Raw genomic sequence first — 23259 nt, forward strand, 5'->3', positions numbered from 1 at the left:
GAGGGAGTAACGCCTGTGTCCGACTTCGTGCAGCACGCGCAGCATGGCGATGTCCATGTGCTGCGCCTGGCCAACCCGCCGGTGAACACGCTGCGGACAGAGATTCGTGCCGGGCTGCATGCCGGGCTGGCGGCGGCGAAGGCCGGCGGCGCGAAGGCGGTGGTGCTGATCGGCACCGGCCGCATGTTCTGCGCCGGCGCCGAGATGACCGAATTCGGCAAGCCGCGGCAGCCGCCGTCGCTGACCGAGGTGTTCGACGCGATCGAGGGCTTCCCCGGCATCGTGGTCGCGGCGATCCATGGTTCGGCGCTGGGCGGCGGGCTGGAACTGGCGCTGGCCTGCCATGCGCGCGTGGCCGCACCGGGCGCGCAGGTCGGGCTGCCGGAAGTGAAGCGCGGCTTCGTGCCCGGCGCGGGCGGCACGCAGCGCCTGCCGCGTCTGATCGGGCCGGAGGAAGCGGCCAAGATCATCATCAGCGGCGACCCGATCCCGGCCGAGAAGGCGGTCAAGCTCGGCGTGGTGGATGCGGTGATCGAGGGCGACCTCGAGGCCGGCGCGGTGGCCTGGGCGAAGGCGGCGATTGGGAAGACCTTCACGCTGGCGCGCAACCGCACCGACAAGATCAGCGGCCAGGATCCGGCGGCGTTCGAGGCCGTGGTGGCAGGTCTGCTCAAGCGCACGCGCGGGCAGGAAAGCCCGAAGGGCTGTGCGGAGGCGGTGCGCGCGTCCTTCACGCTGCCGTTCGAGGAGGGCCTCGCGAAGGAACGCGACCTGTTCGCGACGCTGGTGGCGGGCGAGCAGTCCAAGGCGCTGCGCCACATCTTCTTCGGCGAGCGCGAGGTGCTGCGAATCCCGGGCATGCCCGCGGAGGCGAAGTCGCTGCCGGTCGAACGCCTGGTGGTGATCGGCGGCGGCACGATGGGCGGCGGCATCGCCATGTCGGCTGCGAACAATGGCGTGCCGGTGACCATCGTCGAGACCAGCGAGGAAGCCCTGCAAAAGGGTCTGGCGCGCTGCCATGCGAATTGGGAACGGACGGTGGCGTCGGGCCGGCTGTCGCAGGCCGACTATGAGAAGCGCAAAGCCCTGCTGACCGGCAGCACCGATTTCGAAGGCACCGTGGAAAAGGCCGACCTGGTGATCGAGGCGGTGTTCGAGAACATGGCCGTGAAGAAGGAAGTCTTCGCACGACTCGACAAGGCAGCGCGGCCGGGCGTGGTGCTGGCGTCCAATACCTCGACACTGTCGATCGACGAGATCGCCAGCGCGACGTCTCGCCCGGAACTGGTGGTTGGGATGCACTTCTTCTCGCCTGCCAATGTCATGCGGCTGCTGGAGAATGTGCGCGGGTCGAAATCCTCCTGGGCGACGATCGCGACGGCAACGGAGTTCGGCAAGCGGATCGGCAAGCTGCCGGTGCTGGTCGGCAATTGTGACGGCTTCGTCGGCAACCGCATGACCGGCAAGCGCGGCCCGCAGGTGGAAAAGCTGCTGCTGGAAGGCTGCCTGCCGGCCGACATCGACAAGGTGATGGAAGGCTACGGCATGGCCATGGGGCCGCTCGCGACGGGTGACCTCGCGGGCCTCGATATCGGCGCGGCGGTGCGCAAGGCGCGCGGGACGGTCGCACCGGTGGCCGACGCCGTCGTGGCGCTGGGGCGCTTCGGGCAGAAGACCGGCAAGGGCTGGTACATGTACGACGAGAAGCGCAACCGCCTGCCGGACCCGGAGGTCGAGAAGATCATCCTCGACGTCGCGGAGAAGATGCAGGTGCGGCGGCGCAAGATATCCGACGAGGAGATCCTCGACCGCATGCTGCTGCCGATGGTGAACGAAGGCGCGCGCATTCTCGAGGAAGGCATCGCCTACCGTCCCATCGACATCGACGTGATCTTCATCAACGGCTTCGGCTGGCCTGCCTTCCGCGGCGGGCCGATGTTCTGGGCGGATACCCAGGGGCTGAAGACCGTGCGCGACAAGCTGGCGCGCTATGCCGAGGCGACCAACGACGCCAACCTGAAGCCGACGGCGCTGATCGAAAAGCTCGCGGCCGAGGGCGGGACCTTCGCCGGCATGGGCCGCTGACCGAATTTCGAACGGGGAGAGACGAGGATGGAACTCCGCTTCACCGATGAGGAGCGCGCCTTCCGCGAGGAAGTCCGCAGCTGGATCGACGCCAACCTGCCGGCCGAGACGCGCGAGCGCATGGCGTCGGGCCGCACGCCCACCAAGGCGATGCAGGTGGACTGGCAGAAGCGCCTCTATGCCCAGGGCTGGGCGGTGCCGCACTGGCCGGTGGAATGGGGCGGGCAGCCCTGGAGCGCCATCAAGCGCTTCATCCTGTCCGAGGAAATCCAGTCGACGCCGGCGCCATCGCCGCTCGGCTTCAACTGCAACATGCTCGGTCCCGTGCTGATCGCCTTCGGCACGGATGAGCAGAAGAAGCACTTCCTGCCGAAGCTCGCGAGCCTCGATCTGTGGTTCTGCCAGGGCTTCTCCGAGCCCGGCGCGGGGTCCGACCTTGCGTCGTTGAAGTGTGCCGCGAAGCGCGAGGGCGACCACTACATCGTCAACGGCCAGAAGACCTGGACCACGTTGGCGCAGCACGCCGACTGGATATTCCTGCTGGTGCGTACCGATGCCGGTGCGGCGAAGCAGCAGGAGGGCATTTCCTTCCTGCTGGTCGACATGAAGACGCCGGGCATCACGGTTCGGCCGATCATCACCATCGACGGCGCGCATGAGGTGAACGAGGTCTTCTTCGACGATGTGAAGGTGCCGATGGCAAACCTGGTCGGCACGGAGAACCGCGGCTGGGATTGCGCGAAGTTCCTGCTGTCGAACGAGCGCACCGGGCAGGCGCGCGTTGGTGCGTCCAAGGAACGCATCCGCCGGCTGAAGCTGATCGCGAAGGAAACGCCGGGCGGCGCGCGGCCGGTCATGGAGGACCCGCGGTTCCGCTCGCGCCTGACGGATGTCGAGGTGCAGTTGAAGGCGCTGGAGATGACCACGCTTCGCGTGCTGGCGGATGAGAACCGCGCGCTCAGCCAGCGCAAGCCGAACCCGGCTTCGTCGGTGCTCAAGATCCGCGGTACGGAACTGCAGCAGGCGATCAGCGAATTGTATGTCATGGCTGCCGGCCCCTACGGCCTGGCCGCCCCGCACGACCCGGAAGCCGATGGGCGCAACGAACCGGATGTCGCGGCGGATTGGCAGACGCTGGCGCAGGCGACCTATTTCAACTGGCGCAAGCAGTCGATCTACGGCGGGTCCACCGAGATCCAGAAGAACATCATGGCCAAAGCGTTTCTGGGGCTCTGAGCACACATGGATTTCGACCTTTCTGAAGACCAGCGCCTTCTCCAGGACAGCCTGGCGAAGCTGCTGAAGGACAAGTACGGTTTCGAGCAGCGCAAGGCCTACCTGAAGTCCGAGACCGGCTGGTCGCGCGAGGTCTGGGCGGCCTTCGCGGACCTCGGCCTGCTGGGGATGCCGTTCGCGGAAGACGATGGCGGCCTGGGCTACGGCGCCGTCGAGACGATGATCGTGATGGAGCAGATGGGCCGCGCGCTGACGCTCGAACCCTTCGTCTCCACGGTCGTGCTGGGTGGCGGCTTCCTGCGCCATGGCGCGACGCCGGAGCAGCGCAGCGCGCTGGTGCCGATGATCGCCGAAGGCAAGCTGCTGATGGCCTTCGCGCATACCGAACAGCAATCGCGCTTCGACCTGCATGATGTGGCCACCACCGCGAAGAAGGATGGCGACGGCTGGGTCATCGAGGGCCGTAAGGGCGTGGTGGTGCATGGCGACACCGCCGACCAGCTGGTGGTGACGGCGCGCATCTCGGGCGGGCGGCGCGACCGCGACGGCATCGGCGTGTTCCTGGTACCGGCGGATGCGACCGGTGTCACGCGCCGCGGCTTCCGCACCTCCGACGGGCAGCGCGCCGCCGACATCACCTTCGATGCGGTAAAGGTAGACGCTGCCGCCGAGCTGCAAGGCGGGCTCGCGCTGGTCGAACGCGTGGCGGACGAAGCCATCGCCGCGCTCGGCGCCGAGGCGATCGGCTGCATGGAGGCGGCCAAGGACCTCACCATCGACTATCTGAAAACCCGCAAGCAGTTCGGCCGCCCGATCGGCTCCTTCCAGTCGCTGCAGCATCGCGCGGCGGAGATGATGGTTTGCCTGGAGCAGGCGCGATCGATGGCGATGCTGGCGGCGATGATGGCGAGCGAGCGCAACGATGACGAACGCCGCCGCAACATGCGCGCCGTGAAGATCGAGATTGGCCGCAACGCCCGCTTCGTCGGCCAGCAGACCATCCAGATGCATGGCGGCATCGCCATGACGATGGAATATGCCGGTGGCCACTACCTGAAGCGGCTGACCGTCATTGAGAACATGTTCGGCGACATGGACCACCACCTGGCCGCGCTCAGCGAGGAAGGCGGCGTCTTCGTCGCGGCGTGAAAAGGGCGGGGGGCGCCACGCCCCCCGACCCCGTCAGCCGATGAACTTCTTCGCCTGGGCGTCGTAGTCGGCGTAGCCCAGCGTATCGCGGAATTCCTTCGTCGGCAGCGCGCTCTCGGCAGCGGAAGCGCCAGCCGCCAGCGCCGCCAGCCCCGCCTTCATCCCCGCCATGGCGGGCGAAAGCGTGCCGGTCGGGAAGGTCCCGATCTTCAACCCCAGTTCATGCGCGCGCTTCTGCGTCGGCGTCTCGCGCCCCGCGCCGGGCGACAGCACGGCGAAATGCGGACGGCCCTTTGACGCCGCGACGCCGCGCTTCACCTCGTCCTCGTCCTTCGGGCTGTCGAGGAAGAGGATGTCGGCGCCTTCCTCGACATACATCTCGATGCGCGCGAGCGCCTCCTCGATGCCGGCGGTCGGGCGGCAATCGGTGCGCGCCATGACCAGGATGCCACTGTCCTTCGCGGCCTCGACTGCGGCGCGGATCTTCATGCGCACTTCCTCGCGCGGCATGCAGGGCTTGCCGTCGGAGGTGAGCGCGCGCGGGGTGATCTTGTCCTCGATCAGGATGGCGGCGGCACCGGCGCGGCCATAGGCGCGCACCGTGCGCTGCACGTTCATCGCATTGCCGTAGCCATGGTCACCATCTGCCAGAACCAGCAGGTCCGGTGCCGCGCCGCGCACCATCTCGAGGCTGTTCAGCATCTCTGCGAACGACAGCAGGTCGAGGTCGGGCCCGCCGAGGCGGCTCGCCGCCACGCAAGACCCAGACAGGAAGGCGGTCTTGAAGCCTGCCGCCGCAGTCAGCTTCGCCGACAGCCCGTCCCACACGGCAGGCATGGCGACGAAGCCCGGCTGGCTGAGCAGGGCGCGCATTCTTTCGGGTGGCGTCATGGGGGCGTTCCTCGGGTCGTGTCGTGAAACCGGTGGCGCGACGGGTTGCGCGCGCCACCGGTATGGAACGACACGGGCCAATCAGGAAGAGGCTGCCCGTCAGCCTCGCAGCGCAGCCCAGACCCGCTCCGGCGTCGCCGGCATGTCGATATGCCGCCCGCCCAGCGCATCCGAGATCGCGTTCATCACCGCCGGCAGCGATCCCGCGCAGCCGGCCTCGCCACACCCCTTGGCACCCAGCGGATTGGTCGTGCAGGGGCTGGGCGCGCTCTCGAAGCCGAAGGAGGGCAGGTCGTCGGCGCGCGGCAGGCCGTAGTCCATGTAGGTGCCGGTCAGCAGCTGCCCGTCCTCGGAATAGGCCACGCGCTCGTGCAGCGCCTGGCCGATGCCCTGCACGATGCCGCCATGCGCCTGGCCCTCGACCAGCATGGGGTTCACGATCACGCCGAAGTCGTTGACCGTGACGTAGCGGTCGATGCGCACGATGCCGGTGTCGGGGTCGATCTCGACCTCGCACACGTGGCAGCCATTCGGATAGGCCATCGGCGCCTGGTCATAGACGGTCTGCGCATCGAGGCTGTTCGGCACCTCCTGCGGCAGCGGCCCGATCGCGCGCAGCTTCGCCGCCAGTTCCATGATGCCGATACCGCGATCGGTACCGGCGATGCTGAAGCGCCCGGCGGTGAACTCGATATCCTCGGCCGCCGCTTCCAGCACGTAGCCGGCCGCCGCGCGGCCCTTCTCGATGACGATGTCAGCCGCCTGAAGGATGGCGGCACCCGAGGCCATCAGCGACTTCGACCCGCCCGTGCCGCCCCCCGCGACCAGCCGGTCGGAGTCACCCTGCATCAGGCGGATCTTCTCGAAGGGCACGCCGAGCTTCGAATGCAGCACCTGGGCAAAGGCCGACCAATGCCCCTGGCCGTAGTCGAGCGTGCCGGTGACGATGGTGACGGTCCCGTCCGCCTCGAACACCAGTTCGCCCTGTTCCTTCATCGGTGGCGCCGTACATTCAAGGAAATTGCCGATACCGCGCCCGCGGAGCACGCCGCGTGCGTCGCTCTCTGCCTTGCGTGCCGCATATCCGTTCCAGTCGGCCGCTTCCAATGCGCGATCGAGCACCGCAGAGAAATCACCCGAATCGTACACAGACCCCGACGGTGCGCTGAACGGGAAGGCCTCCGGCTTGATGTGGTTCAGTTTGCGCAGGGCGATCGCGTCGCGCCCGGTCTCGCGCGCGGCCGTCTCGATCAGTCGCTCCATGAAGTAGTTGCCCTCGGGCCGCCCGGCGCCGCGATACGCACTCACCGGCGTGGTGTTGGTGACCACGTTCTTCGTCTCGACCAACAGCAGCGGTGTCGCGTAGTTCGACTGGATGTTCTTGCTGAAATTGCCCGTGCCCATGAGGTTGCCCACGGTGGACAGATAGGCGCCCATGTTGCCGTAGGACCGCAGGCGCACCGCCAGGAACCGGCCATCGCCATCCAGTGCCAGCGACGCCTCCGTCTCGTGATCGCGCCCGTGGCAATCGGACAGGAAGGACCCGCTGCGCTCGTCGGTCCACTTGACCGGCCGGCCGAGCAGCTTCGCCGCATGCAGCACGCAGGCATATTCCGGATAGGCGCTGGCCTTCATCCCGAACGACCCGCCGACATTCCCGGTGATGATGCGCACCTTGTCCACCGGTACCTTCAGGATGTCGTTGGCCATCTGGTTGCGCAGACCGAACACGCCCTGGCTGCCGACGCGCAGCACGTAGCGACCCTCGGCCGCGTCCCATTCCCCGATCGCGCTGCGCGGCTCCATCGCCGCCACGACGATTCGGTTGTTGCGGATGTTGAGGGTCGTGACATGCGCGGCCTTGGCGAAGGCCGCCTCGACTTTCTCCGCATCGCCGAATCGGAAATCCAGCACCACGTTGCCGGGTACGTGGTCGTACAGAAGCGGTGCGCCCGGCGCGGCGGCCACCGAGGCCTCGGTCACGGCGGGCAGCGCGTCGATGTCCATCTCCACCGCCTCGGCGGCGTCCTTCGCCTGCGCCTTCGTCTCGGCCACCACGAAGGCGACCGGGTCGCCCACGAAGCGCACACGGTCGGCGGCGAGCGGCCCGCGGTCGATGTTGATCAGCGGCGTGCCGTCCTTGTTCTTCAGCGGCAGCACCGATCGCATCGGCCCGTATTCCGCCATGTCGGCCGCGGTGAACACGCCCAGCACCCCCGGCATCCCCCGCGCTTCATCCACGCTGATGCCGCGGATCACGCCATGCGCGTAGGGGCTGCGCACCATCACGCACCACACCTGGCCCTCGACCGCCATGTCGTCCGTGTAGCGGCCCTGGCCGCGCAGCAGGATCGGGTCCTCCTGGCGCTTCACGGGCTGGCCGATGCCGAACTTCAGCAGGGTGGGGTCGGCCAGGTTGGTGTCGGGCATGGGTGTCCTCGGGAAACGTTGCGGCGTTCGATGCAAAGGATGGGCCGCATCCGCCGGCCCGCAACCCGCGCGCGGTCAGCCGGCCACCTGGCGCGCCCAGGCTACGATCTGCGCTGCGCCCATCGCACCGGCCTGGCGCGCTACCTCTGCCCCGCCCCTGAACAGCGCGAGCGTGGGGATCGACTGGATTGCCATCTCCTGCGCCAACGCCGGGGCGTCCTCGGTCGAGACCTTCACCAGCCGCATACCGGGTTCCAGGATGCCTGCCGCTGCCTCGAACTGTGGTGCCATGGCGCGGCAGGGGCCGCACCAGCTCGCCCAGAAATCGACCAGCAGCGGCAGGGAGGACGCGCGCAATTGGCGCCGGAACCGAGCCTCATCCAGCGCGACAGGCTTGCCCGTGAACAGCGCGCCCTTGCAGGCGCCGCAGACGGGGTGGTCCGCGATACGCGTGGCAGGCACGCGGTTCACCGCATCGCAACGCGGGCAGACGACCTGCAGGGCTTCGGACATGGCGGGCACTCCTCCTCGGCGCAGCCTTGACCCTGCGCGCGGCCGCGCGCCAGCGTGGCGCGCGCAGGGGAGGCGTGCATGGGCCGCATCGTCGTCGTCGGGTCCTACAATCGCGATACCGTGCTGCGCGTCCCGCGCTTCCCGCAGCCCGGCGAAACGCTGGCCGCGGCGGGCATGGCGCGCTTCCACGGCGGCAAGGGCAGCAACCAGGCGGTCGCCGCCGCGCGCGCCGGGGCGACAGTCGCGATGGTCGCCGCGATCGGCGCCGATGCGCCGGGGCGGGGGGCGATCGACCTCTGGGCGGCGGAATGCGTCGAAGCGCGATATGTCATCCGCGATCCCGCCTTGTCGACTGGCGAGGCGCTGATCCTCGTCGATGATGCCGGCGAGAACGAGATCGTGATCGTGGCCGGCGCCAATGCGGCGCTGGCGCCGCCGCCCGGCGATGCCTTCGCTGGCGCCGCGCTGGCAGTGGCCCAACTCGAGACGCCGGTCGCGACCACCATCGCCGCCTTCGCCGCCGCGCGCGCCGCCGGTGCGGTCACGCTGCTGAACGCCGCGCCGGCGCAGGCGCTGCCCGATGCGCTGCTCTATGCGACCGACCTGCTGGTGGTAAACGAGACGGAGGCCGCGCGCATCGTCGGGCGTGACGGTAGGCCGCAGGACCTCGCCGCTGCGCTCGCACCGCGTTTTCGTCGCGGTGCGGTGCTGACCGCGGGCGCGGCAGGCGCCGTGTGGGGGCGGCCCGGCGCCGCGCTGCTGCATGTGCCTGCACCCGCGGTGCGCGTGGTCGACAGCACGGGTGCCGGCGATGCCTTCATCGGTGCCTTCGCCGCTGGCCTGGCGGAGCACCTGGAGGATTCGGCCGTGCTGCGGCGTGGCGTGGTGGCCGGGGCGCTGGCCTGCCAGCAGGCGGGCGCGGTGCCGTCCCTGCCGCGCCTCGCGGCGATCCTTGCCGGGGGAGGCTGAGTCCGGGTCGTCGCGCGACGCCGGCAGCGTCAGTAGCGGTAGTACCCCGCCGCATCCGGTGGCGCGTAGTAGGGCTGGGGCTGCCAATAGGACCCCGGCGGCGGCTGGTAGGCCTGCGGCGGCGGGGGCTGCTGCGGGTACGGCGCGCCAACATAGCCACCCCCCTGCGGCGCCTGCTGCCAGCCGCCCTGGTAGGGTTGCGGCGCATATCCCTGAGCTGCGTAGCCTTGGGGCGCGTAGCCCTGTTGCGCATAACCCGGCGGCGCATAGGTCGGCGCGCCATAGCCGCCGCCATATTGCGGCGGAGGCGGCGTGGTCGCCGCACCGATCGCCGCGCCGCCGAGGCCCCCGGCCAGCGCGCCCACCGCTGCGCCGCGGCCGCCGCCGGCCAGCGCGCCGATCGTCGCGCCCGTACCGGCGCCGATCAGCCCGCCACCTACCGCGCGCTGCCCAGGGTCGTAGGGGTTGGTGCAGGCCGTCCCGACCAGGGCGACCGCGCCAAGGGCCATCATTGCGCTGCGGTGCATCCGCGATCCTCCTGGAAAGACCGGACCATGACGGTCGGTACGATTCCTGGAAGCAGGCTAGGGTCGACCTATGGCGACGCGATGGCGGCGTTCAGGAGCCCGGTGGGCGGCCATAGAGCGGGCGTTCAGGCGTTGGCCAGGGCCGCGCGCGCAAGGGTGCGTCCGAAGGGCGCCCGACGCGACGGGCATCCGGGAGCGGCGAATCATACGGGCCGGGCTCCCGCACGGTGCGGCGCGGCTGCGCCCGCGGCTGGCGGGGCGGTCGTTCCGGCTGGCCGAGCCAGGCCGGCGGCCGGTTCCAGTAGGAGGGCGGCGGCAGGTAGGCCGGGCCGGTCTGGATGGTCAGGCTTGTGTCCGGCACCTGCGGCGGAAGGGCGGCCAGTGGGGGCGGCGCGACCGGGCCGGGGGCCGGCGCGGGCTCCAGCGGCGTGCCGTAGAACACCTGTGGTGGGGGCGTGCCATAGAAGACGCGCGGCAGGCCACGCTCCGGCGTCTGTGCCCCGGCCGGGAGCGCAAGCGCCGCGAGCAGGGCAACGAGGCAGGCGCGCTGGCGCTGCGTGGCGTTCATGCGCGCATCATAGCGCATGTTGCGGCGGAATTCAGACTGGCCTGTCGCCCTTTTCGACCTTCAATGTCCGGTTGTCGGTGCCGGGCAGCATCCGCGCCGGGTCGCGCGTGACGATCACGTCGAGGATGGTCGGCGTCGAGGTGTTCGCCAGGCCCTCGCGGATGGCGCCGGCCAGGGCATCGGGGCTTTCGACGCGCAGGCCATGGCAGCCGAAAGCGCGCGCGGCGGCGGCGTAGTCGGTCTCCCCCAGGTCCGAGGACTGATACTTCCCCGGCCCGTACACCGCATGCTGCAGCGCCTTCACGTAGCCCGACGCGCCGTTGTTGAACACGCACAGCACATAGTTGGCACCGATGCGCTTCGCCGTCTCGATCTCGCCGATGGTCATGTTGAAGCCGCCATCGCCGGTCAGGCCGACCACCCGGCGCTTCGGACCGGCGGCCATCTGCGCGCCCATCGCACCCGGCGCGCCATAGCCGATGGAGGCGAAGCCGCGATCGGCGATGAAATGCCGCCCGGCCGCCTTGGTGTCGAACAACAGCCCGCCCCAATGGCCGGCGAAGCCACCATCCGCCACCAGGATATCGTCTGCCGCCATGGCGATGTTCAGTTCGTTGATCAGGCGGCCGACATTGATCGGCGTCTCGTTCGATTCCAGCCGGTCGGCCGCACCCACGCGCCAGGCGGCCATGCGCGGGGCGACGGCGCCGGCGAAGTCGGCGCGTTCCTCGGGCAGGGCGCCGCGCGGCAGGGCGATCAACAGGTCGGACAGCGCCAGGCGCGCATCGGCGGCCAGCGCCACATCGGCACGGGTGGTGCGGCCGATTTCTTCCGGCACGATCTCGATATGCACGACCGGCACGCCGGCCGGCATCAGGGCGAAGCGCCTGGTGGCAATCTCGCCGAGCTTGCAGCCGACCACGATCAGCAGGTCGGATTGCGCGATGAAATCGTTGGCGATGCGCGAATACCGCCCGAAGACGCCAAGCGACAGGCGATGCGTGCAGGGGATGGCCCCCTTGCCGGACATGGTGTGCGCGACCGGGATGTTCTGCGCCTCGGCCAGCGCCAATAGCGCGTCATGCGCGCCGGAGATGTGGATGCCGCCACCCACCAGCAGCATCGGGCGCTTGGCCTTCGCCAGGAGCGCGGCGGCGCGCTCGACCTCGTCCGGGTCGGGGCGGGTGCGGCGGGCCTGCGCCATCAGCGTGCCGGGGTCGGCCCAGATCTCGTCGGCGGCGAAGTCGTGTTCGCCGTGGGCGACATCCTCGGGCACGTCCAGCACCACGGGGCCGGGGCGGCCGGAGGTGGCGATGGCGAAGGCGCGGCGGACCAGTTCGGGGATGCGCTTGGTATGCTCGACGCGGATCAGTTCCTTGCAGGCGGGGCGCAGGATTTCGACCTGCCGGGCCTCCTGCGTCATGTTCTTCCAGGCGTGCTCGCGGTTGGCGTCGCCGGTGATGGCGACCATCGGGATGCCGGCGTTCAGCGATTCCACCAGGCCGGTGACGAGGTTGGTCGCCCCCGGCCCGAGCGTGGCGTCCACCACGCCCGGCCGGTTGGTCACGCGCGCCCAGGCATCGGCGGCGAAGGTGCCGCAGCGTTCGTCGTTGATCAGGTGGTGCTTGAGGCCGAGCGCGCGGCAGGCCTCGTAGAAGGGCAGCAGCTGGAAACCGCCCATGCCGAACATCGGGCCCACCTGGTGGGCCTGGAGCATGCGCGCCAGAGCCTCGCCGCCAGTGATGGTGAGGGTCGTGTTGGATGCACTCACGCGCGGTGGTCCTTCATGCTGGCGTCGGCGAGCAGGGCGACGGCGTCGCGGACCGTCCCGCCGGGCGTCAGGCCCAGCGATGCGGCGCGCGCATTGACGGCGGAGACGATGCCGGTCTCGACGGCGGAACGGCCATCGCCGATCCGCGCCGTCCAGGCGGAATAGGTGGCCGCGGCGATGCCACGCGCATCCAGCGCGGGCAGGCGGGTGAAGCCTGCGCCGTCGATCCCGCCATCGGCATCGTTGTAGAGCGCGGCAAACACGGCGGCGCGCGCGGCGGTCTCGGGTCGTCCGCCGAGCAGAGCGCCATGGCTGCCGGTGACGACGACCGTGCCGTCATCGGCGGGCGTCATCAACGAATTGGAATCCATCGCGGATGCGCGCGGTCCGATGGCGAAGCGCGATTCCACGCTGGCCGGTGCATCGACCGCGGGCACCGGCGCGCCGGCCAGCCGGCGCGCGGCCTCGCGGCACCACATGCCAGGTTCAACGCCCAGGGCTGCCGCGGCGGCGTTCACCTCGGTGACGATTCCGCGGCCCAGCATGTCGAAGCCATCGCCGATGCGTGCGGTGCGGTGCGAACAACAGGCGGCCGGTATGCCGAGGGGGTCCAGGTAATCCAGCCCCGCGATCCCCGCGCCCTGCAGCCCGATGCCGGCATCGTTCAGCAGCACGCCGGCGACGCGCGCCTTGGCCGCGAGATACGCCGCATAGATCCCGCCATGCGACCCGCCGACGATGACGCGCCCTTGCGCCTCCGGCCCCAGCCGGGTGACGCTGTCCACCACGATCAGCCGGTCCAGCATGCGGCGTTCCTTGCTCCCGTGGCGGGAGTAGAGCGCGGGCGGAGGACTGGCAACAGGGGGAGGGATCGGCATGTCGGGCACGTCCAACGAGACGGCGCGGCGGATGGCGATGCTGCGCGACATGGCGCGCATCCGCGCCTTCGAGCGCGAGGCGGTGGCGGCGATGCGTTCGGGCGAAGCGCCGGGCGTGGTGCATCCGTCCATCGGGCAGGAGGGTGTCGCCGTCGGTGTCTGCGCGAACCTCAAGCGCGCAGACCGGATTACGTCGACGCATCGCGGGCATGGCCACGCCATCGCCAAGGGCGCGGATGCGCGCGCGATGATGCTGGAACTGCATGGCCGCGCTGGTGGGTCCTGTGGTGGTAAGGGCGGGTCGATGCACATCGCGGATTTCGCGGTGGGAATGCTCGGCGCGAACGGGGTCGTCGGCGCGGGCATTCCCATCGCGTGCGGTGCGGCGCAGGCGATCCGGCTGACCAAGGAAGACGCGATCGTGGCGTGCTTCTTCGGCGATGGCGCGGTGAATCGTGGGCCGTTCCTGGAAGGGATGAACTGGGCCGCGCTGTATCGCCTGCCGGTGCTGTTCGTCTGCGAGGATAACGGCTTCGCCGCCTTCACGCGCAACAGCGCGGTGACGGCCGGCGGCGGCCCCGCGGTGCGCGCCGAGGCCTGCGGCGTGCCCGCCACGGCGGTGGATGGCGAGGACGTGCTGGCCGTCGATGCCGTCACCGCTGACCTGGTCGCGCGCATCCGCGCCGGCGCCGGCCCGCAATTCCTGCATGCGATATGCTATCGCTGGGAAGGCCACACCGGCACCGACGCCGCAGCGTACAGGCCGGCCGACGAAGCGGCCGCCGCGCGCGGGCGCGACGCGATCCGCCGCCTCGCCGCCGTGCTGGAGGCCGAAGGCATCGCCGCCGGCGAGATCGCCGGCATCGAGGCACAGGCCGCGGCCGAGATGGCATCGCACCGCGCCGCCGCCATGGCCGCGCCCTGGCCTGATCCGGGTGCAGCCTATTCCGACGTCCAGGATGCGGGGGCGCCGGCATGACGCGCATGACTTTCGCGGAAGCCGCCCGTTGCGCGCTGGCCGCCGAGATGCGCCGCGACCCGCTGGTCTGGGCGCTCGGCGAGGACCTGGTGCAGGGCGGCATCTTCGGACAGTACAAGGGCCTGGCCGGCGAGTTCGGTACCGACCGCATCGTCTCCACGCCGATCAGCGAAAGCACCATCATGGGCGCAGGCCTGGGTGCGGCGCTGTGCGGCACGCGGCCGGTGATCGAGATGCGCATCGCCGACTTCACGCTGTGTGCGATGGACGAACTCGTCAGCCAGATCGCTAAGGTGCGCTACATGTTCGGCGGGCAGGGACGCGCCGCGCTGGTCGTGCGGATGCCGCAGGGCATGTGGCGCAATTCTGCCGCGCAGCACAGCCAATGCCTGGAAGCCTGGCTCACCCATATCCCGGGGCTCGTCGTGGTGGCACCCGGCACGCCGGCGGATGCTGCCGGGCTTCTGGCCGCGGCAATCCGCTCCGACGATCCGGTGGTGCTGATGGAACCCAAGAACCTCTGGACGACGGAAGGCGAGGTTCCCGACGACATCACGCCGGTGCCGTTCGGCATTGCCCGCCACGCGGCGGAGGGCGATGCGCTCACCGTCGTGACCTGGTCCGCGACCGTGCCGGTGGTCGAGCAGGCGGCGCGCGAGAGCGGCATCGCCTGCGACGTCTTCGACCTGCGCAGCCTCTGGCCCTGGGACGAGGCGGCGGTGGTGGCCTCGGTTCGGCGCACCGGACGGCTGCTGGTGGTGCATGAGGCTGTGACCGTCTCGGGCTTCGGGGCGGAAATCGTCGCGCGCGTGGTCGAAGGTGTGGGCCCCGGCGGGTTGCGTGCGATCGAGCGCCTCGGCGCCCCGCGCGCGCCGGTGCCGTTCAGCCCGCCGCTGGAGGATGCGATGCGCATTACGCCCGCGCGCGTGGCGCAGGCGATCCGGCGCGTCGCCAATACCTGACGCGCGCGAGCCGAGGCTTCGGCACGATTTTGCGCCGCAGGCATGTGCGGTGGCCGATGCTGCTCCGCGCAGCGCGCGGTGAAGCAGCGCATTGCCGCGCTTGCGCGATCCGGCGCAGCCGTGCTCGGGTCCGCGCCTGACATCCGCAGGAGCATCCGCCATGTCCATCCAGATCGGCCAGATCGCGCCCGATTTCGAGGCCGACACCACCCAGGGCCGCATCCGTTTCCATGACTGGATCGGCGATGGCTGGGCCATCCTGTTCAGCCACCCCAAGGACTTCACACCGGTCTGCACGACCGAGCTCGGCACCATGGCCGGCCTCAAGCCCGAGTTCGACAAGCGGAACTGCAAGATCATCGGCCTATCGGTGGACCCGGTGGAGAGCCACCACCGCTGGGAAGGCGACATCGCCGAGGTCACCGGCCACGCGGTGACCTATCCGATGATTGGGGACCCGACGCTCGCGGTGTCCAAGGCCTACGGCATGTTGCCGGCGGATGCGGGCGCGACCTCGGAAGGGCGCACCGCCGCGACGAACGCCACGGTGCGCGTGGTGGTCTTCATCGGCCCGGACAAGCAGGTGAAGGCGTACCTGGCCTATCCGATGACCGCAGGGCGCAATTTCGACGAGGTTCTGCGCCTGCTCGACAGCCTGCAACTGACCGCGAAGCACAAGGTCGCCACGCCGGCCAACTGGAAGCATGGCGAGGACGTGATCATCGCCGGTTCGGTCAGCAACGAGGACGCTAAGACGCTGTTCCCGGACGGCTGGCGCGAGCCCAAGCCCTACATCCGGATCGTCCCGCAGCCGGGCGGCTGAGGCTCCGGCGGGGCAGGCGAAAATCCTGCCCCGCCGGCACGCCAGGGTGGTAGCGTTCCCGCCAACGACATTGGGAGGGAACAGCATGCCGCACGCATTGCTCGCGCGCCGTCGCGCCATCCTGCTCGCTGCCGGCGCGATTCTCGCGCGCCCTGCGCTGGCGCAGCCGCCCTTCCCGGATCGACCGATCCGCGTGATCGTACCCTGGACGCCGGGCGGGGCCACCGACATCCAGATGCGGTCGATCTGCGACCAGGCATCGCGCCGGCTCGGCCAGCCGGTTATCGTGGAGAACAAGCCGGGTGCGTCCGGCACGCTCGGCGTGCAGTTCCTGGCACGCGAGGGGAGGCCCGACGGGTACACCCTCGGCCAGGTTCCCAACGGCACCTTCCGCATGCCGGCCATGACCGACAGGCCGCAATGGGATCCGACGCGGGACTTCACCTGGATCATTCGCCTGGTCGGCTACATGGGCGGCGTGGTGGTGCGTCCGGATTCGCCCTGGCATTCCATGCAGGAACTGGTCGCTTATGCCCGCGCCCATCCGGGCCGTCTCAGCTACGGCACGCCGGGGGCGAACACCACCGATATCCAGATGACGCGTCTCGCGCGGCTGGCCGGCATCGACTGGGTGGCGGTGCCCTTCCGGGGGGCGGCGCCGAACCTGCAGGCGCTGCTCGGCGGGCAGATCCATTTTTCGGCCGAGACCAGCGCCTGGGCCGACATGGCACTGGAAGGTCGCGTGCGCCCGATCGGCGTGTGGATGAGCGAGCGCGCCGCGCGCTTCCCGAACGTGCCGACCTTCCGCGAGGCCGGCTTCGACGTGCTCGGCGAGAGCACCTACGGCATCGCTGGCCCGCGTGGGATGGACCCAGGCGTGGTGCGCATCCTGCACGATGCCTTCAAGGAGGCGCTGTACGACCCGGCGCATCTCGCGACCATCGCGCGCTTCGACATGCCGGTGCGCTACCTGAATACCGAGGACTACGCGACGGCGGCGATGATGCAGAACGAGGAGGAGAAGCGCACCGTCCAGGAACTCGGGCTGCGCGCGTCCTAGCCCAGCCCCATCACCCGCGGCAGCCACAGCGCCAGGTCCGGCACCGCCATCACGCAGGCTGCCGCCGCGGTCATGGCCAGCACCATCCAGGTCACCCAGGGGATGGTGGTCTCCATCGGCACGCCGGCGATGCGGCAGGACACCATCAGGTTCACCGCCATGGGTGGGGTGAACTGCCCGATCGCGATCATCATGGTCAGCACCACGCCGAACCAGGTGAGGTCCCAGCCGAAGGTGGCGGCGATCGGCAGCAGGATCGGCAGCAGGATCAGGAAGATCGAGATGCCATCGAGGAACATGCCGACGATGATCAGGAACACTGTCAGCAGTGCCAGCGTGCCAGCCGACCCGAAGCCGAGCCCCACCACCCATTCCGCGATCGGGCGCACGATGCCGAGCGTACTGGTCGACCAGGCGAAGACGGTCGCCAGCGCCACCACGATCAGGATGACGGCCGAGATCTCGCCGGCTTCGATCAGCATCTCGTAGACGTCGCGCAGGGTCAGCGACCGGTAGACCACGAAGCCGACGAACAGGCCGAAGAACACCGCGACGACGGCGGCCTCGGTCGGCGTGAAGATGCCGATCCGCATGCCACCCAGGATCACCACCGGCGCCATCAAGCCCCAGATCGCTTCCTTGAAGGTCTGCCAGACGTGCAGCACCTCGGTCCTGCGCGCCTTGCCGCCGAAATCCTTGACGATCGAGATCGCCACCACCGCGCCGATGATGAAAAGCCCCGCCAGCACGCCCGGGATCATGCCCGCGGCGAAGATCGCCGGCACCGACACACCCGGCACCAGCACCGCATAGACGATGAAGGCGATCGAGGGCGGGATCAGGATGTCGGTTGCCGCCGCCGCGCCCACCGTGCTGGCGATGAAGGGGCGGGGGTAGCCGTCCTCGACCATCGCCTTCGTCATCACCTGCCCGACGGCGGCCGAATTGGCAGGGCCGGACCCCGTGATGCCGCCCAGCACCATCGCCACCAGCACCGCGACCGAGGCCAGCGCCCCGCGCCCCGCACCGACGATCGCGCTGGCGAAGCGCACCAGGCGCAACGCCACGCCGGTGCGTTCGAAAACGCAGCCCACCAGCACGAACATCGGGATCGCGATCAGCGGATACTTCGCGATGCCGGCATAGACGTTGGTCGGCATCGCCATGATCGACTGGTCCGCCAGCCAGATCGCGAAGGCGCCGGCGAGCCCGAGGCAGATGCCCACCGGCACGCCGGCCGCCAGCAGCACGCCGAAGCCGAGGAACAGCGTGGCGGCGATCATGCCGCTTCACCGCGCGCGATGCGCACCAGCCGCCCCGCCGCGCGCCCGATCACCAGCAGCGACAGCAGTGGCAGCCACCCCGTATAGAGCCAGTTCGGATTGCCCAGACCGTTCGACAGCACCTCGAAGCGGTACTCGTCGTAAGCCAGCTTCGCACCGAAATACGCCAGCAGGCCGAAGCAGGTGATGGCGAGCAGCAGCGCCAGGATCTCGGCGCGTCGCTGCCAGGGCGCGGGCATGAGGCCGGTGAAGTACTCGACCCGGATGTTGCGACCCGCGGCCGTGGCAAGCGCGGCGCCCACCAGCGTCACGATCACCATCAGCACCACCGAGTATTCCTCGGTGACGGCGAGCGAGACATTGGTGAGGTAGCGCGCCGCCACGTTCGCTGCGGTGATCAGGGCCATCGCCGACATCGCGAGTGCCAGCAGCACCCGCTCGAAGGTCAGGGGCAGGCGCGTGCGGGGTTCCGGCTGCGCCGCAGCCGGGTCGAGCTCGGCGCTCACCGGCGCGTCAGGAGATGGCGCGGTTGATGGCGGCCTGCGCCTTTTCGACCAGCGCCGTGCCGACCGTCTGCGCCCACTTGTCGTAGACCGGACGGGTGACGCGGGCGAAGGCTTCCTTCTCCGCCGCGGTGAGTTCGGCCACCGCGACGCCGCGCCGCGCGCATTCCTCGAGCGCCGAGCGGTCGCCGCCGATGCCCGTGCCCTTGCGGGATGCCTCGATCTGCTTGGCCGCGGCTTCCCGCGCGCAGGCCACCACCAGTTCGCGGTCCGCCGGTGCCAGGCTGTCCATCATCTGCTTGCCGACCACGAAGATCCCGGCATCGGCGACGTAGTTCCAGATGGTCAGGTACTTCTGCGCCAGCGTGTCCATGCGGAAGGCGAGGAACAGGTTGACCGGGTTCTCCTGCCCATCCACCGCGCCCGTGGACAGCGCGGGCTGCAGGTCGGCGAAGGACATCTGCAGAGGGTTCGCCCCCATGGCGGTGAAGATCTCGCTGAAGATGGCGCCGGCGGCGAAGCGGATCTTCATGCCGCGCAGGTCCTCCGGCCGGCGCACCTCGCGCTTCGAATTCGACAACTCGCGGAAGCCGTTCTCGCCCCAGGCGACGGGCACCACTTCGCGCGTCGCCAGCACGCGGAACAGGTCCTGGCCGACCTCGCCATTGATGATGGCGTCGAAGCCTCGATGGTCGCGCAGCAGGAAGGGCAGGGAAAAGATGTTCATCTCGCGTACCTGCGGCGAGATGTTGATGGTGCTGAACACCGCCATGTCGATCACGCCCTGGCGCATCGCCACCAGTTCGCGCGTCTGGTCGCCACCGACCAGCTGGCTGCCCGGATAGACCTTCACGTTGATCCGCCCTCCGGAGCGCTGCGTGACGAGGTCGGCCCACTGGAAGGCGCCCTCCGACAGCGGGATCGGCCGGTTGCCGACGACGGACAGCTTGTATTCGGCGCGGTATTGCGTCTGCCCGCGCGCCACGGTCGGCAGCGCGAGAACGCCGGCGCCGAGCAGCAGCGCACGGCGCGGGGGATGGATCGTCATCTGGTGTCGCTCCCTGGGATGGACATGCGCCGTGGCCCGGCGCTTGGAGGCAAGACTGGCCCGGCCGGGGGCGCCGCGGCAAGCGCCCTTATGCGCGGCTGTCCATGCCGGCGGCCGCGAAGCCGCCATCGACCGGCAGGACGTGGCCGGTGATGTAGGCCGCTTCCGCGCTCACAAGGAACAGCGCGGCGGCGGCCATCTCCTCCGGGGTCCCGTAACGGCGCAGCATGGTAGCGCGCGTCCAGGCCTGGCGCGTCTCGGGCGTGTGCACGCGCAGCGTCAGCGGCGTGTCGACCGGCCCCGGAGCCAGGGCATTCACCCGGATCCCGTATTGCGCCAGGTCCATCGCCATGACCTGCGTGAGCGTCACGATCGCCCCTTTCGACGCGCCATAGGCGGCGCGCCCGGAGGACCCGCGCAGCCCCGACACGCTCGCGATGTTCACGATGGCGCCCGACCCGGCGTCGCGCATGGCGCGCCCGCAGGCCTGCGCGGCGAGAAAGGTCCCGCGGACATTGACGGCCAGGATCCGGTCCAGCACCGCGACTGGCGTATCGAGGAAGGGGATATCCAGTCCGAAGCCGGCGCTGTTCACCAGGATGTTGATCCGGCCATGTGCGTCCATCACCGCGGCGGCCATCGCATCGGTCGAGGCTTCCTGCGTCACGTCGACGTGCAGAGGCGCGATGGTGGCGCCGGCATCCAGCGGGCCTTCCGGCGCGGCGAGGTCGGCCGCGACCACCCGTGCGCCCTCGCTTGCGAAGCGTGCCGCGATGGCCGCGCCGATGCCCGACAGCCCGCCGGTCACGACCGCGACCTGGTCCTGGAGCCGCATGCGCGTGCCCTCCGTTTCCAACCCGTGCTTGCGATAGGCGCCGCGTCGCGGCAGATCAAGCATTCGGAGGATGCGCCATGATCCCGACGTCGAACCTGGCTTCGCTCCTGCTGCACACGGCGCGGCGGTTGCCCGACCGCCCGGCGCTGGCCTGGCGCGAGCGGACATGGACCTGGTCGGACCTCGCTGCGCGCGTCTGCGCCGCGGCGACCGCGCTGCGAGCGCGCGGCATTGGCGCCGGCGACCGCGTTCTCGTTCATGCGCGCAACGGTAATGCTATCTTCGAATCCTGCTGGGCTTGCTGGCTCATTGGCGCGGTCTGGGTGCCGACGAATTTTCGTCTGAGCCCACCGGAAGTCGCCTACCTGGCTGCTAATGCCGGCTGCCGGGCGCACGTGTTCGACACGGGCTTTCCCGATCATCGCGCCGCCGCGCGCGCCGACAACCTCGCCTGCGTGCTCGATGTCGCGATTGGGGAGGATTCGGGCCTGTCCTGGGAAGACCTGGTCACCGAGGGCAGGGGCGCGTCGGTGCCGGAGACGGCGGCGGTGGATCGCGACCATCCGGCCTGGCTGTTCTACACCTCGGGCACCACGGGGCGGCCCAAGGGCGGTACGCTGACGCATGGGCAACTCGCCTTCGTGGTGGTGAACCACATCGCCGACCTGATGCCGGGGCTGAACGAACACCATGCCTCCCTGGTGGTGGCGCCGCTGTCCCATGGTGCGGGAATCCATGCCATGGCGCAGGTGGCGCGCGGCGCGGTCTCGGTGCTGCTGCCGGGCGAGCGGCTCGACGTGCCGGAAGCCTGGCGGCTGGTCGAGCAGCACCGCGTGACCAACATGTTCACCGTGCCGACCATCCTGAACGCGCTGGTGCGCGATGCCGGCGTGGACGCATATGACCATTCATCGCTGCGCCACGTGATCTACGCCGGCGCGCCGATGTATCGCGAGGACCAGAAGCACGCTTTGCGGAAGCTGGGTCCGTGCCTGGTGCAGTATTTTGGTCTGGGCGAAGTGACCGGGAACATCACCGTGCTGCCGCCCGAATGGCACAGCGTCGAGGACGACCCGACAATGCCGTTGGGCTCCTGCGGCTACCCGCGCACGGGAATCGAGGTGGCGATCCTGGACGCCACGCAAGCCCGCCTGCCCGCCGGAGCGACCGGTGAGATCTGCGTGCGCGGCCCGGCCGTGATGGCCGGGTATTTCGGCAATGATGACGCCAACGCGAAGGCGTTTGCCGGCGGCTGGTTCCACACCGGCGACCTCGGTCACCTCGATGAGCGCGGCTTCCTGTTCATCACCGGGCGGCAGTCGGACATGTACATCTCCGGCGGGTCGAACGTGTATCCGCGCGAGGTCGAGGAAGCGCTGCTGACCCACCCCTGCATCGCCGAGGCCTGCGTGGTCGGCATGCCCGATGCGAAGTGGGGCGAGACCGGCGTGGCGGTCCTCGTGGCGGCCGATGGCGCGACCATCGACCCGGCCGCTGTGCTGGCGCATCTGCACGGCCGGCTGGGTCGCTACAAGCACCCGGCGCGCATCGTGGTGTGGGATGCGCTGCCGCGGTCAGGCTACGGCAAGGTGCCGAAGGCCGACGTCAAGCGCCTGCTGGCCGAACGCGGGGAGGCGTAGCCTATCAGCCCGGGTGCTTTCCGGCGGGCGGGGTCGGCGCGTCGATCACGCCCTTGCCGTGTTCGTCGGCACGTTCCTCAGCCGGGTCGGGCTCGGGCGCGGGTTCGGGGTGCTTCGCGTTGGCGGGGGTCGGCACAGGGATCGTGCCCTGGCCCGTGGCGTCGGGTTCGGGGGGCGGGGGCGTGGTCTTGGGGTCGGGCATTCGTGTTCTCCTGCGCGCACGCGGCGGCGCGTCAACGGAAGAACACGCGCGCGGCGCCGGAGTTGCGCGCCGCGCGGTTGCACCGGGGACAGCGACGCCCTTCACGCCGCCCGGACTTTTGAGCGGCCTCAGCCGCGCCCTTCGAAGGGCATCTTCGACGCCTTGATCGTCATGGTCAGGATGTTTGATTCCAGCGGCAGGTTCGCCATGTGCAGGATCGCCTGGCCGACATGATTTACATCCATGGTCGGCTCCACCGCGATGGACCCGTCGCCCTGCTTCACGCCCTTCGACATGCGCGCGGTCATCGGCGTGGCGGCATTGCCGATGTCGATCTGCCCGGCGCAGATGTCGTACTTCCGGCCGTCCAGCATCAGCGACTTGGTCAGCCCCGTGATGGCGTGCTTGGTCGCGGTATAGGGCGCGCTGTCGGGGCGCGGCGTATGCGCGCTGATCGACCCGTTGTTGATGATGCGCCCGCCCTGCGGGGACTGGTCCTTCATCATGCGGAAGGCGGCCTGCGCGCACAGGAACGACCCGGTCAGGTTGACCGAGACCACCCGCGTCCAGTCGGCATAGGTCAGGTCCTCGAAGGGCATGCCGGGCACGTTCTGGCCGGCATTGTTGAACAGCATGTCGATGCGGCCGTGCTTCGCCTTCACCGCGGCGAACAGCGCATCGACCGAAGCGGGGTCGGCCACGTCCGACGGCACCGCCATAGCGCGCGAAGCAGCATCGCCTGCGAGGCCGATGCTCTCCTCCAGCGCGTCCTTGCGCCGTCCGGTCAGCACCACCGACCAGCCGCCCCCGAGCAGCGCGAGGGCGGCAGCGCGCCCAACGCCGGTGCCGGCCCCGGTGACGACGGCGATCTTGGTGGACATGCGCGTTTCCTCCGCTGCGTTGCGGG

The 23259-nt window shown here is 69.8% G+C and carries 22 protein-coding genes; 9 read left to right on the forward strand and 13 right to left on the reverse strand.

The window, feature by feature from the left end:
* The first annotated feature begins 15 nt into the window (after positions 1–15).
* From MWM08_RS11510 to MWM08_RS11520, 3 genes are read left to right on the forward strand one after another with little or no spacing between them, the layout of a single operon-like run.
* Positions 16–2085 (forward strand): 3-hydroxyacyl-CoA dehydrogenase NAD-binding domain-containing protein, encoded by a 2070-nt coding sequence (locus MWM08_RS11510; protein WP_244459583.1) that lies wholly within the window; start codon positions 16–18, stop codon positions 2083–2085.
* A 27-nt stretch (positions 2086–2112) separates the two neighbouring features.
* Positions 2113–3321 carry an acyl-CoA dehydrogenase family protein gene (locus MWM08_RS11515; RefSeq protein WP_244459584.1) on the forward strand — a complete coding sequence of 403 codons (1209 nt, stop codon included), beginning with the start codon at positions 2113–2115 and terminating at the stop codon, positions 3319–3321.
* 6 nt (positions 3322–3327) lie between these two features.
* Positions 3328–4470 (forward strand): acyl-CoA dehydrogenase family protein, encoded by a 1143-nt coding sequence (locus MWM08_RS11520; protein WP_244459585.1) that lies wholly within the window; start codon positions 3328–3330, stop codon positions 4468–4470.
* 33 nt (positions 4471–4503) lie between these two features.
* Here MWM08_RS11520 and MWM08_RS11525 read toward each other — a convergent pair whose 3' ends face one another.
* From MWM08_RS11525 to trxC, 3 genes are all read right to left on the reverse strand, one after another.
* Complete coding sequence (locus tag MWM08_RS11525; protein WP_244459586.1) at positions 4504–5343, reverse strand: isocitrate lyase/PEP mutase family protein; 840 nt, start codon at positions 5341–5343, stop codon at positions 4504–4506.
* Between the two features lie 117 nt (positions 5344–5460).
* The gene (locus MWM08_RS11530) at positions 5461–7791 is read right to left on the reverse strand and encodes a xanthine dehydrogenase family protein molybdopterin-binding subunit (protein WP_244459587.1); all 2331 of its coding nucleotides are present in this window, start codon (positions 7789–7791) and stop codon (positions 5461–5463) included.
* 75 nt (positions 7792–7866) lie between these two features.
* On the reverse strand, positions 7867–8304 hold the full coding sequence (gene trxC, locus MWM08_RS11535; protein ID WP_244459588.1) for a thioredoxin TrxC: 438 nt from the start codon (positions 8302–8304) through the stop codon (positions 7867–7869).
* A 78-nt stretch (positions 8305–8382) separates the two neighbouring features.
* On the opposite strand from trxC, the gene MWM08_RS11540 reads away from it, so the two are divergent.
* Positions 8383–9273 (forward strand): ribokinase, encoded by an 891-nt coding sequence (locus MWM08_RS11540; protein ID WP_244459589.1) that lies wholly within the window; start codon positions 8383–8385, stop codon positions 9271–9273.
* Positions 9274–9302: 29 nt separating this feature from the next.
* On the opposite strand, the gene MWM08_RS11545 is transcribed toward MWM08_RS11540, so the two are convergent.
* The 4 genes from MWM08_RS11545 to MWM08_RS11560 form a co-directional block, all read right to left on the reverse strand.
* Entirely contained in the window at positions 9303–9800 is a 498-nt protein-coding gene (locus MWM08_RS11545) for a DUF2076 domain-containing protein (protein ID WP_244459590.1), read from the reverse strand.
* A 91-nt stretch (positions 9801–9891) separates the two neighbouring features.
* A complete protein-coding gene (locus MWM08_RS11550) occupies positions 9892–10368 on the reverse strand; it encodes a hypothetical protein (RefSeq protein ID WP_244459591.1) in 477 nt (158 codons plus the stop codon).
* Between the two features lie 31 nt (positions 10369–10399).
* Entirely contained in the window at positions 10400–12139 is a 1740-nt protein-coding gene (locus tag MWM08_RS11555) for a thiamine pyrophosphate-binding protein (RefSeq protein WP_244459592.1), read from the reverse strand.
* Positions 12136–12945: a hypothetical protein gene (locus tag MWM08_RS11560; protein WP_244459593.1), complete on the reverse strand. Its 810-nt coding sequence runs from the start codon at positions 12943–12945 to the stop codon at positions 12136–12138. Before MWM08_RS11560 ends, MWM08_RS11555 begins: the two co-directional genes overlap by 4 nt.
* A gap of 70 nt (positions 12946–13015) precedes the next feature.
* Here MWM08_RS11560 and MWM08_RS11565 point away from each other — a divergent pair, with 70 nt between their 5' ends.
* The 4 genes from MWM08_RS11565 (at position 13016) to MWM08_RS11580 (ending at position 16841) form a co-directional block, all read left to right on the forward strand.
* A complete protein-coding gene (locus tag MWM08_RS11565; protein WP_244459594.1) occupies positions 13016–13996 on the forward strand; it encodes a thiamine pyrophosphate-dependent dehydrogenase E1 component subunit alpha in 981 nt (326 codons plus the stop codon).
* Positions 13993–14958, forward strand: coding sequence for an alpha-ketoacid dehydrogenase subunit beta (locus tag MWM08_RS11570; protein ID WP_244459595.1), 966 nt, complete (start codon positions 13993–13995; stop codon positions 14956–14958). Before MWM08_RS11565 ends, MWM08_RS11570 begins: the two co-directional genes overlap by 4 nt.
* A gap of 160 nt (positions 14959–15118) precedes the next feature.
* Positions 15119–15781 carry a peroxiredoxin gene (locus tag MWM08_RS11575; RefSeq protein WP_244459596.1) on the forward strand — a complete coding sequence of 221 codons (663 nt, stop codon included), beginning with the start codon at positions 15119–15121 and terminating at the stop codon, positions 15779–15781.
* A gap of 85 nt (positions 15782–15866) precedes the next feature.
* Positions 15867–16841, forward strand: a complete 975-nt coding sequence (locus MWM08_RS11580) for a tripartite tricarboxylate transporter substrate binding protein (protein WP_244459597.1) — start codon at positions 15867–15869, stop codon at positions 16839–16841.
* Here the strand turns inward: MWM08_RS11580 and MWM08_RS11585 are convergent.
* The 4 genes from MWM08_RS11585 to MWM08_RS11600 all read right to left on the reverse strand — a co-directional run bounded on the left by MWM08_RS11585 (position 16838) and on the right by MWM08_RS11600 (position 20573).
* The gene (locus MWM08_RS11585) at positions 16838–18124 is read right to left on the reverse strand and encodes a TRAP transporter large permease (protein WP_244459598.1); all 1287 of its coding nucleotides are present in this window, start codon (positions 18122–18124) and stop codon (positions 16838–16840) included. The two genes, MWM08_RS11580 and MWM08_RS11585, sit on opposite strands and share 4 nt — an antisense overlap.
* Positions 18121–18630 carry a TRAP transporter small permease gene (locus tag MWM08_RS11590; RefSeq protein WP_244459599.1) on the reverse strand — a complete coding sequence of 170 codons (510 nt, stop codon included), beginning with the start codon at positions 18628–18630 and terminating at the stop codon, positions 18121–18123. The genes MWM08_RS11585 and MWM08_RS11590 overlap by 4 nt, the downstream gene beginning before the upstream one ends.
* A 7-nt stretch (positions 18631–18637) precedes the next feature.
* The gene (locus MWM08_RS11595; protein ID WP_244459600.1) at positions 18638–19675 is read right to left on the reverse strand and encodes a DctP family TRAP transporter solute-binding subunit; all 1038 of its coding nucleotides are present in this window, start codon (positions 19673–19675) and stop codon (positions 18638–18640) included.
* A gap of 88 nt (positions 19676–19763) precedes the next feature.
* On the reverse strand, positions 19764–20573 hold the full coding sequence (locus MWM08_RS11600) for an SDR family NAD(P)-dependent oxidoreductase (protein WP_244459601.1): 810 nt from the start codon (positions 20571–20573) through the stop codon (positions 19764–19766).
* A gap of 14 nt (positions 20574–20587) precedes the next feature.
* On the opposite strand from MWM08_RS11600, the gene MWM08_RS11605 reads away from it, so the two are divergent.
* Positions 20588–22150 (forward strand): acyl-CoA synthetase, encoded by a 1563-nt coding sequence (locus MWM08_RS11605; RefSeq protein ID WP_244459602.1) that lies wholly within the window; start codon positions 20588–20590, stop codon positions 22148–22150.
* 4 nt (positions 22151–22154) lie between these two features.
* Here MWM08_RS11605 and MWM08_RS11610 read toward each other — a convergent pair whose 3' ends face one another.
* Positions 22155–22352, reverse strand: a complete 198-nt coding sequence (locus tag MWM08_RS11610) for a hypothetical protein (protein WP_244459603.1) — start codon at positions 22350–22352, stop codon at positions 22155–22157.
* 128 nt (positions 22353–22480) lie between these two features.
* A complete protein-coding gene (locus MWM08_RS11615) occupies positions 22481–23233 on the reverse strand; it encodes an SDR family oxidoreductase (protein ID WP_244459604.1) in 753 nt (250 codons plus the stop codon).
* Positions 23234–23259 lie beyond the last annotated feature (26 nt).

The organism is Roseomonas fluvialis (assembly GCF_022846615.1).
GTDB lineage: Bacteria > Pseudomonadota > Alphaproteobacteria > Acetobacterales > Acetobacteraceae > Neoroseomonas > Neoroseomonas fluvialis.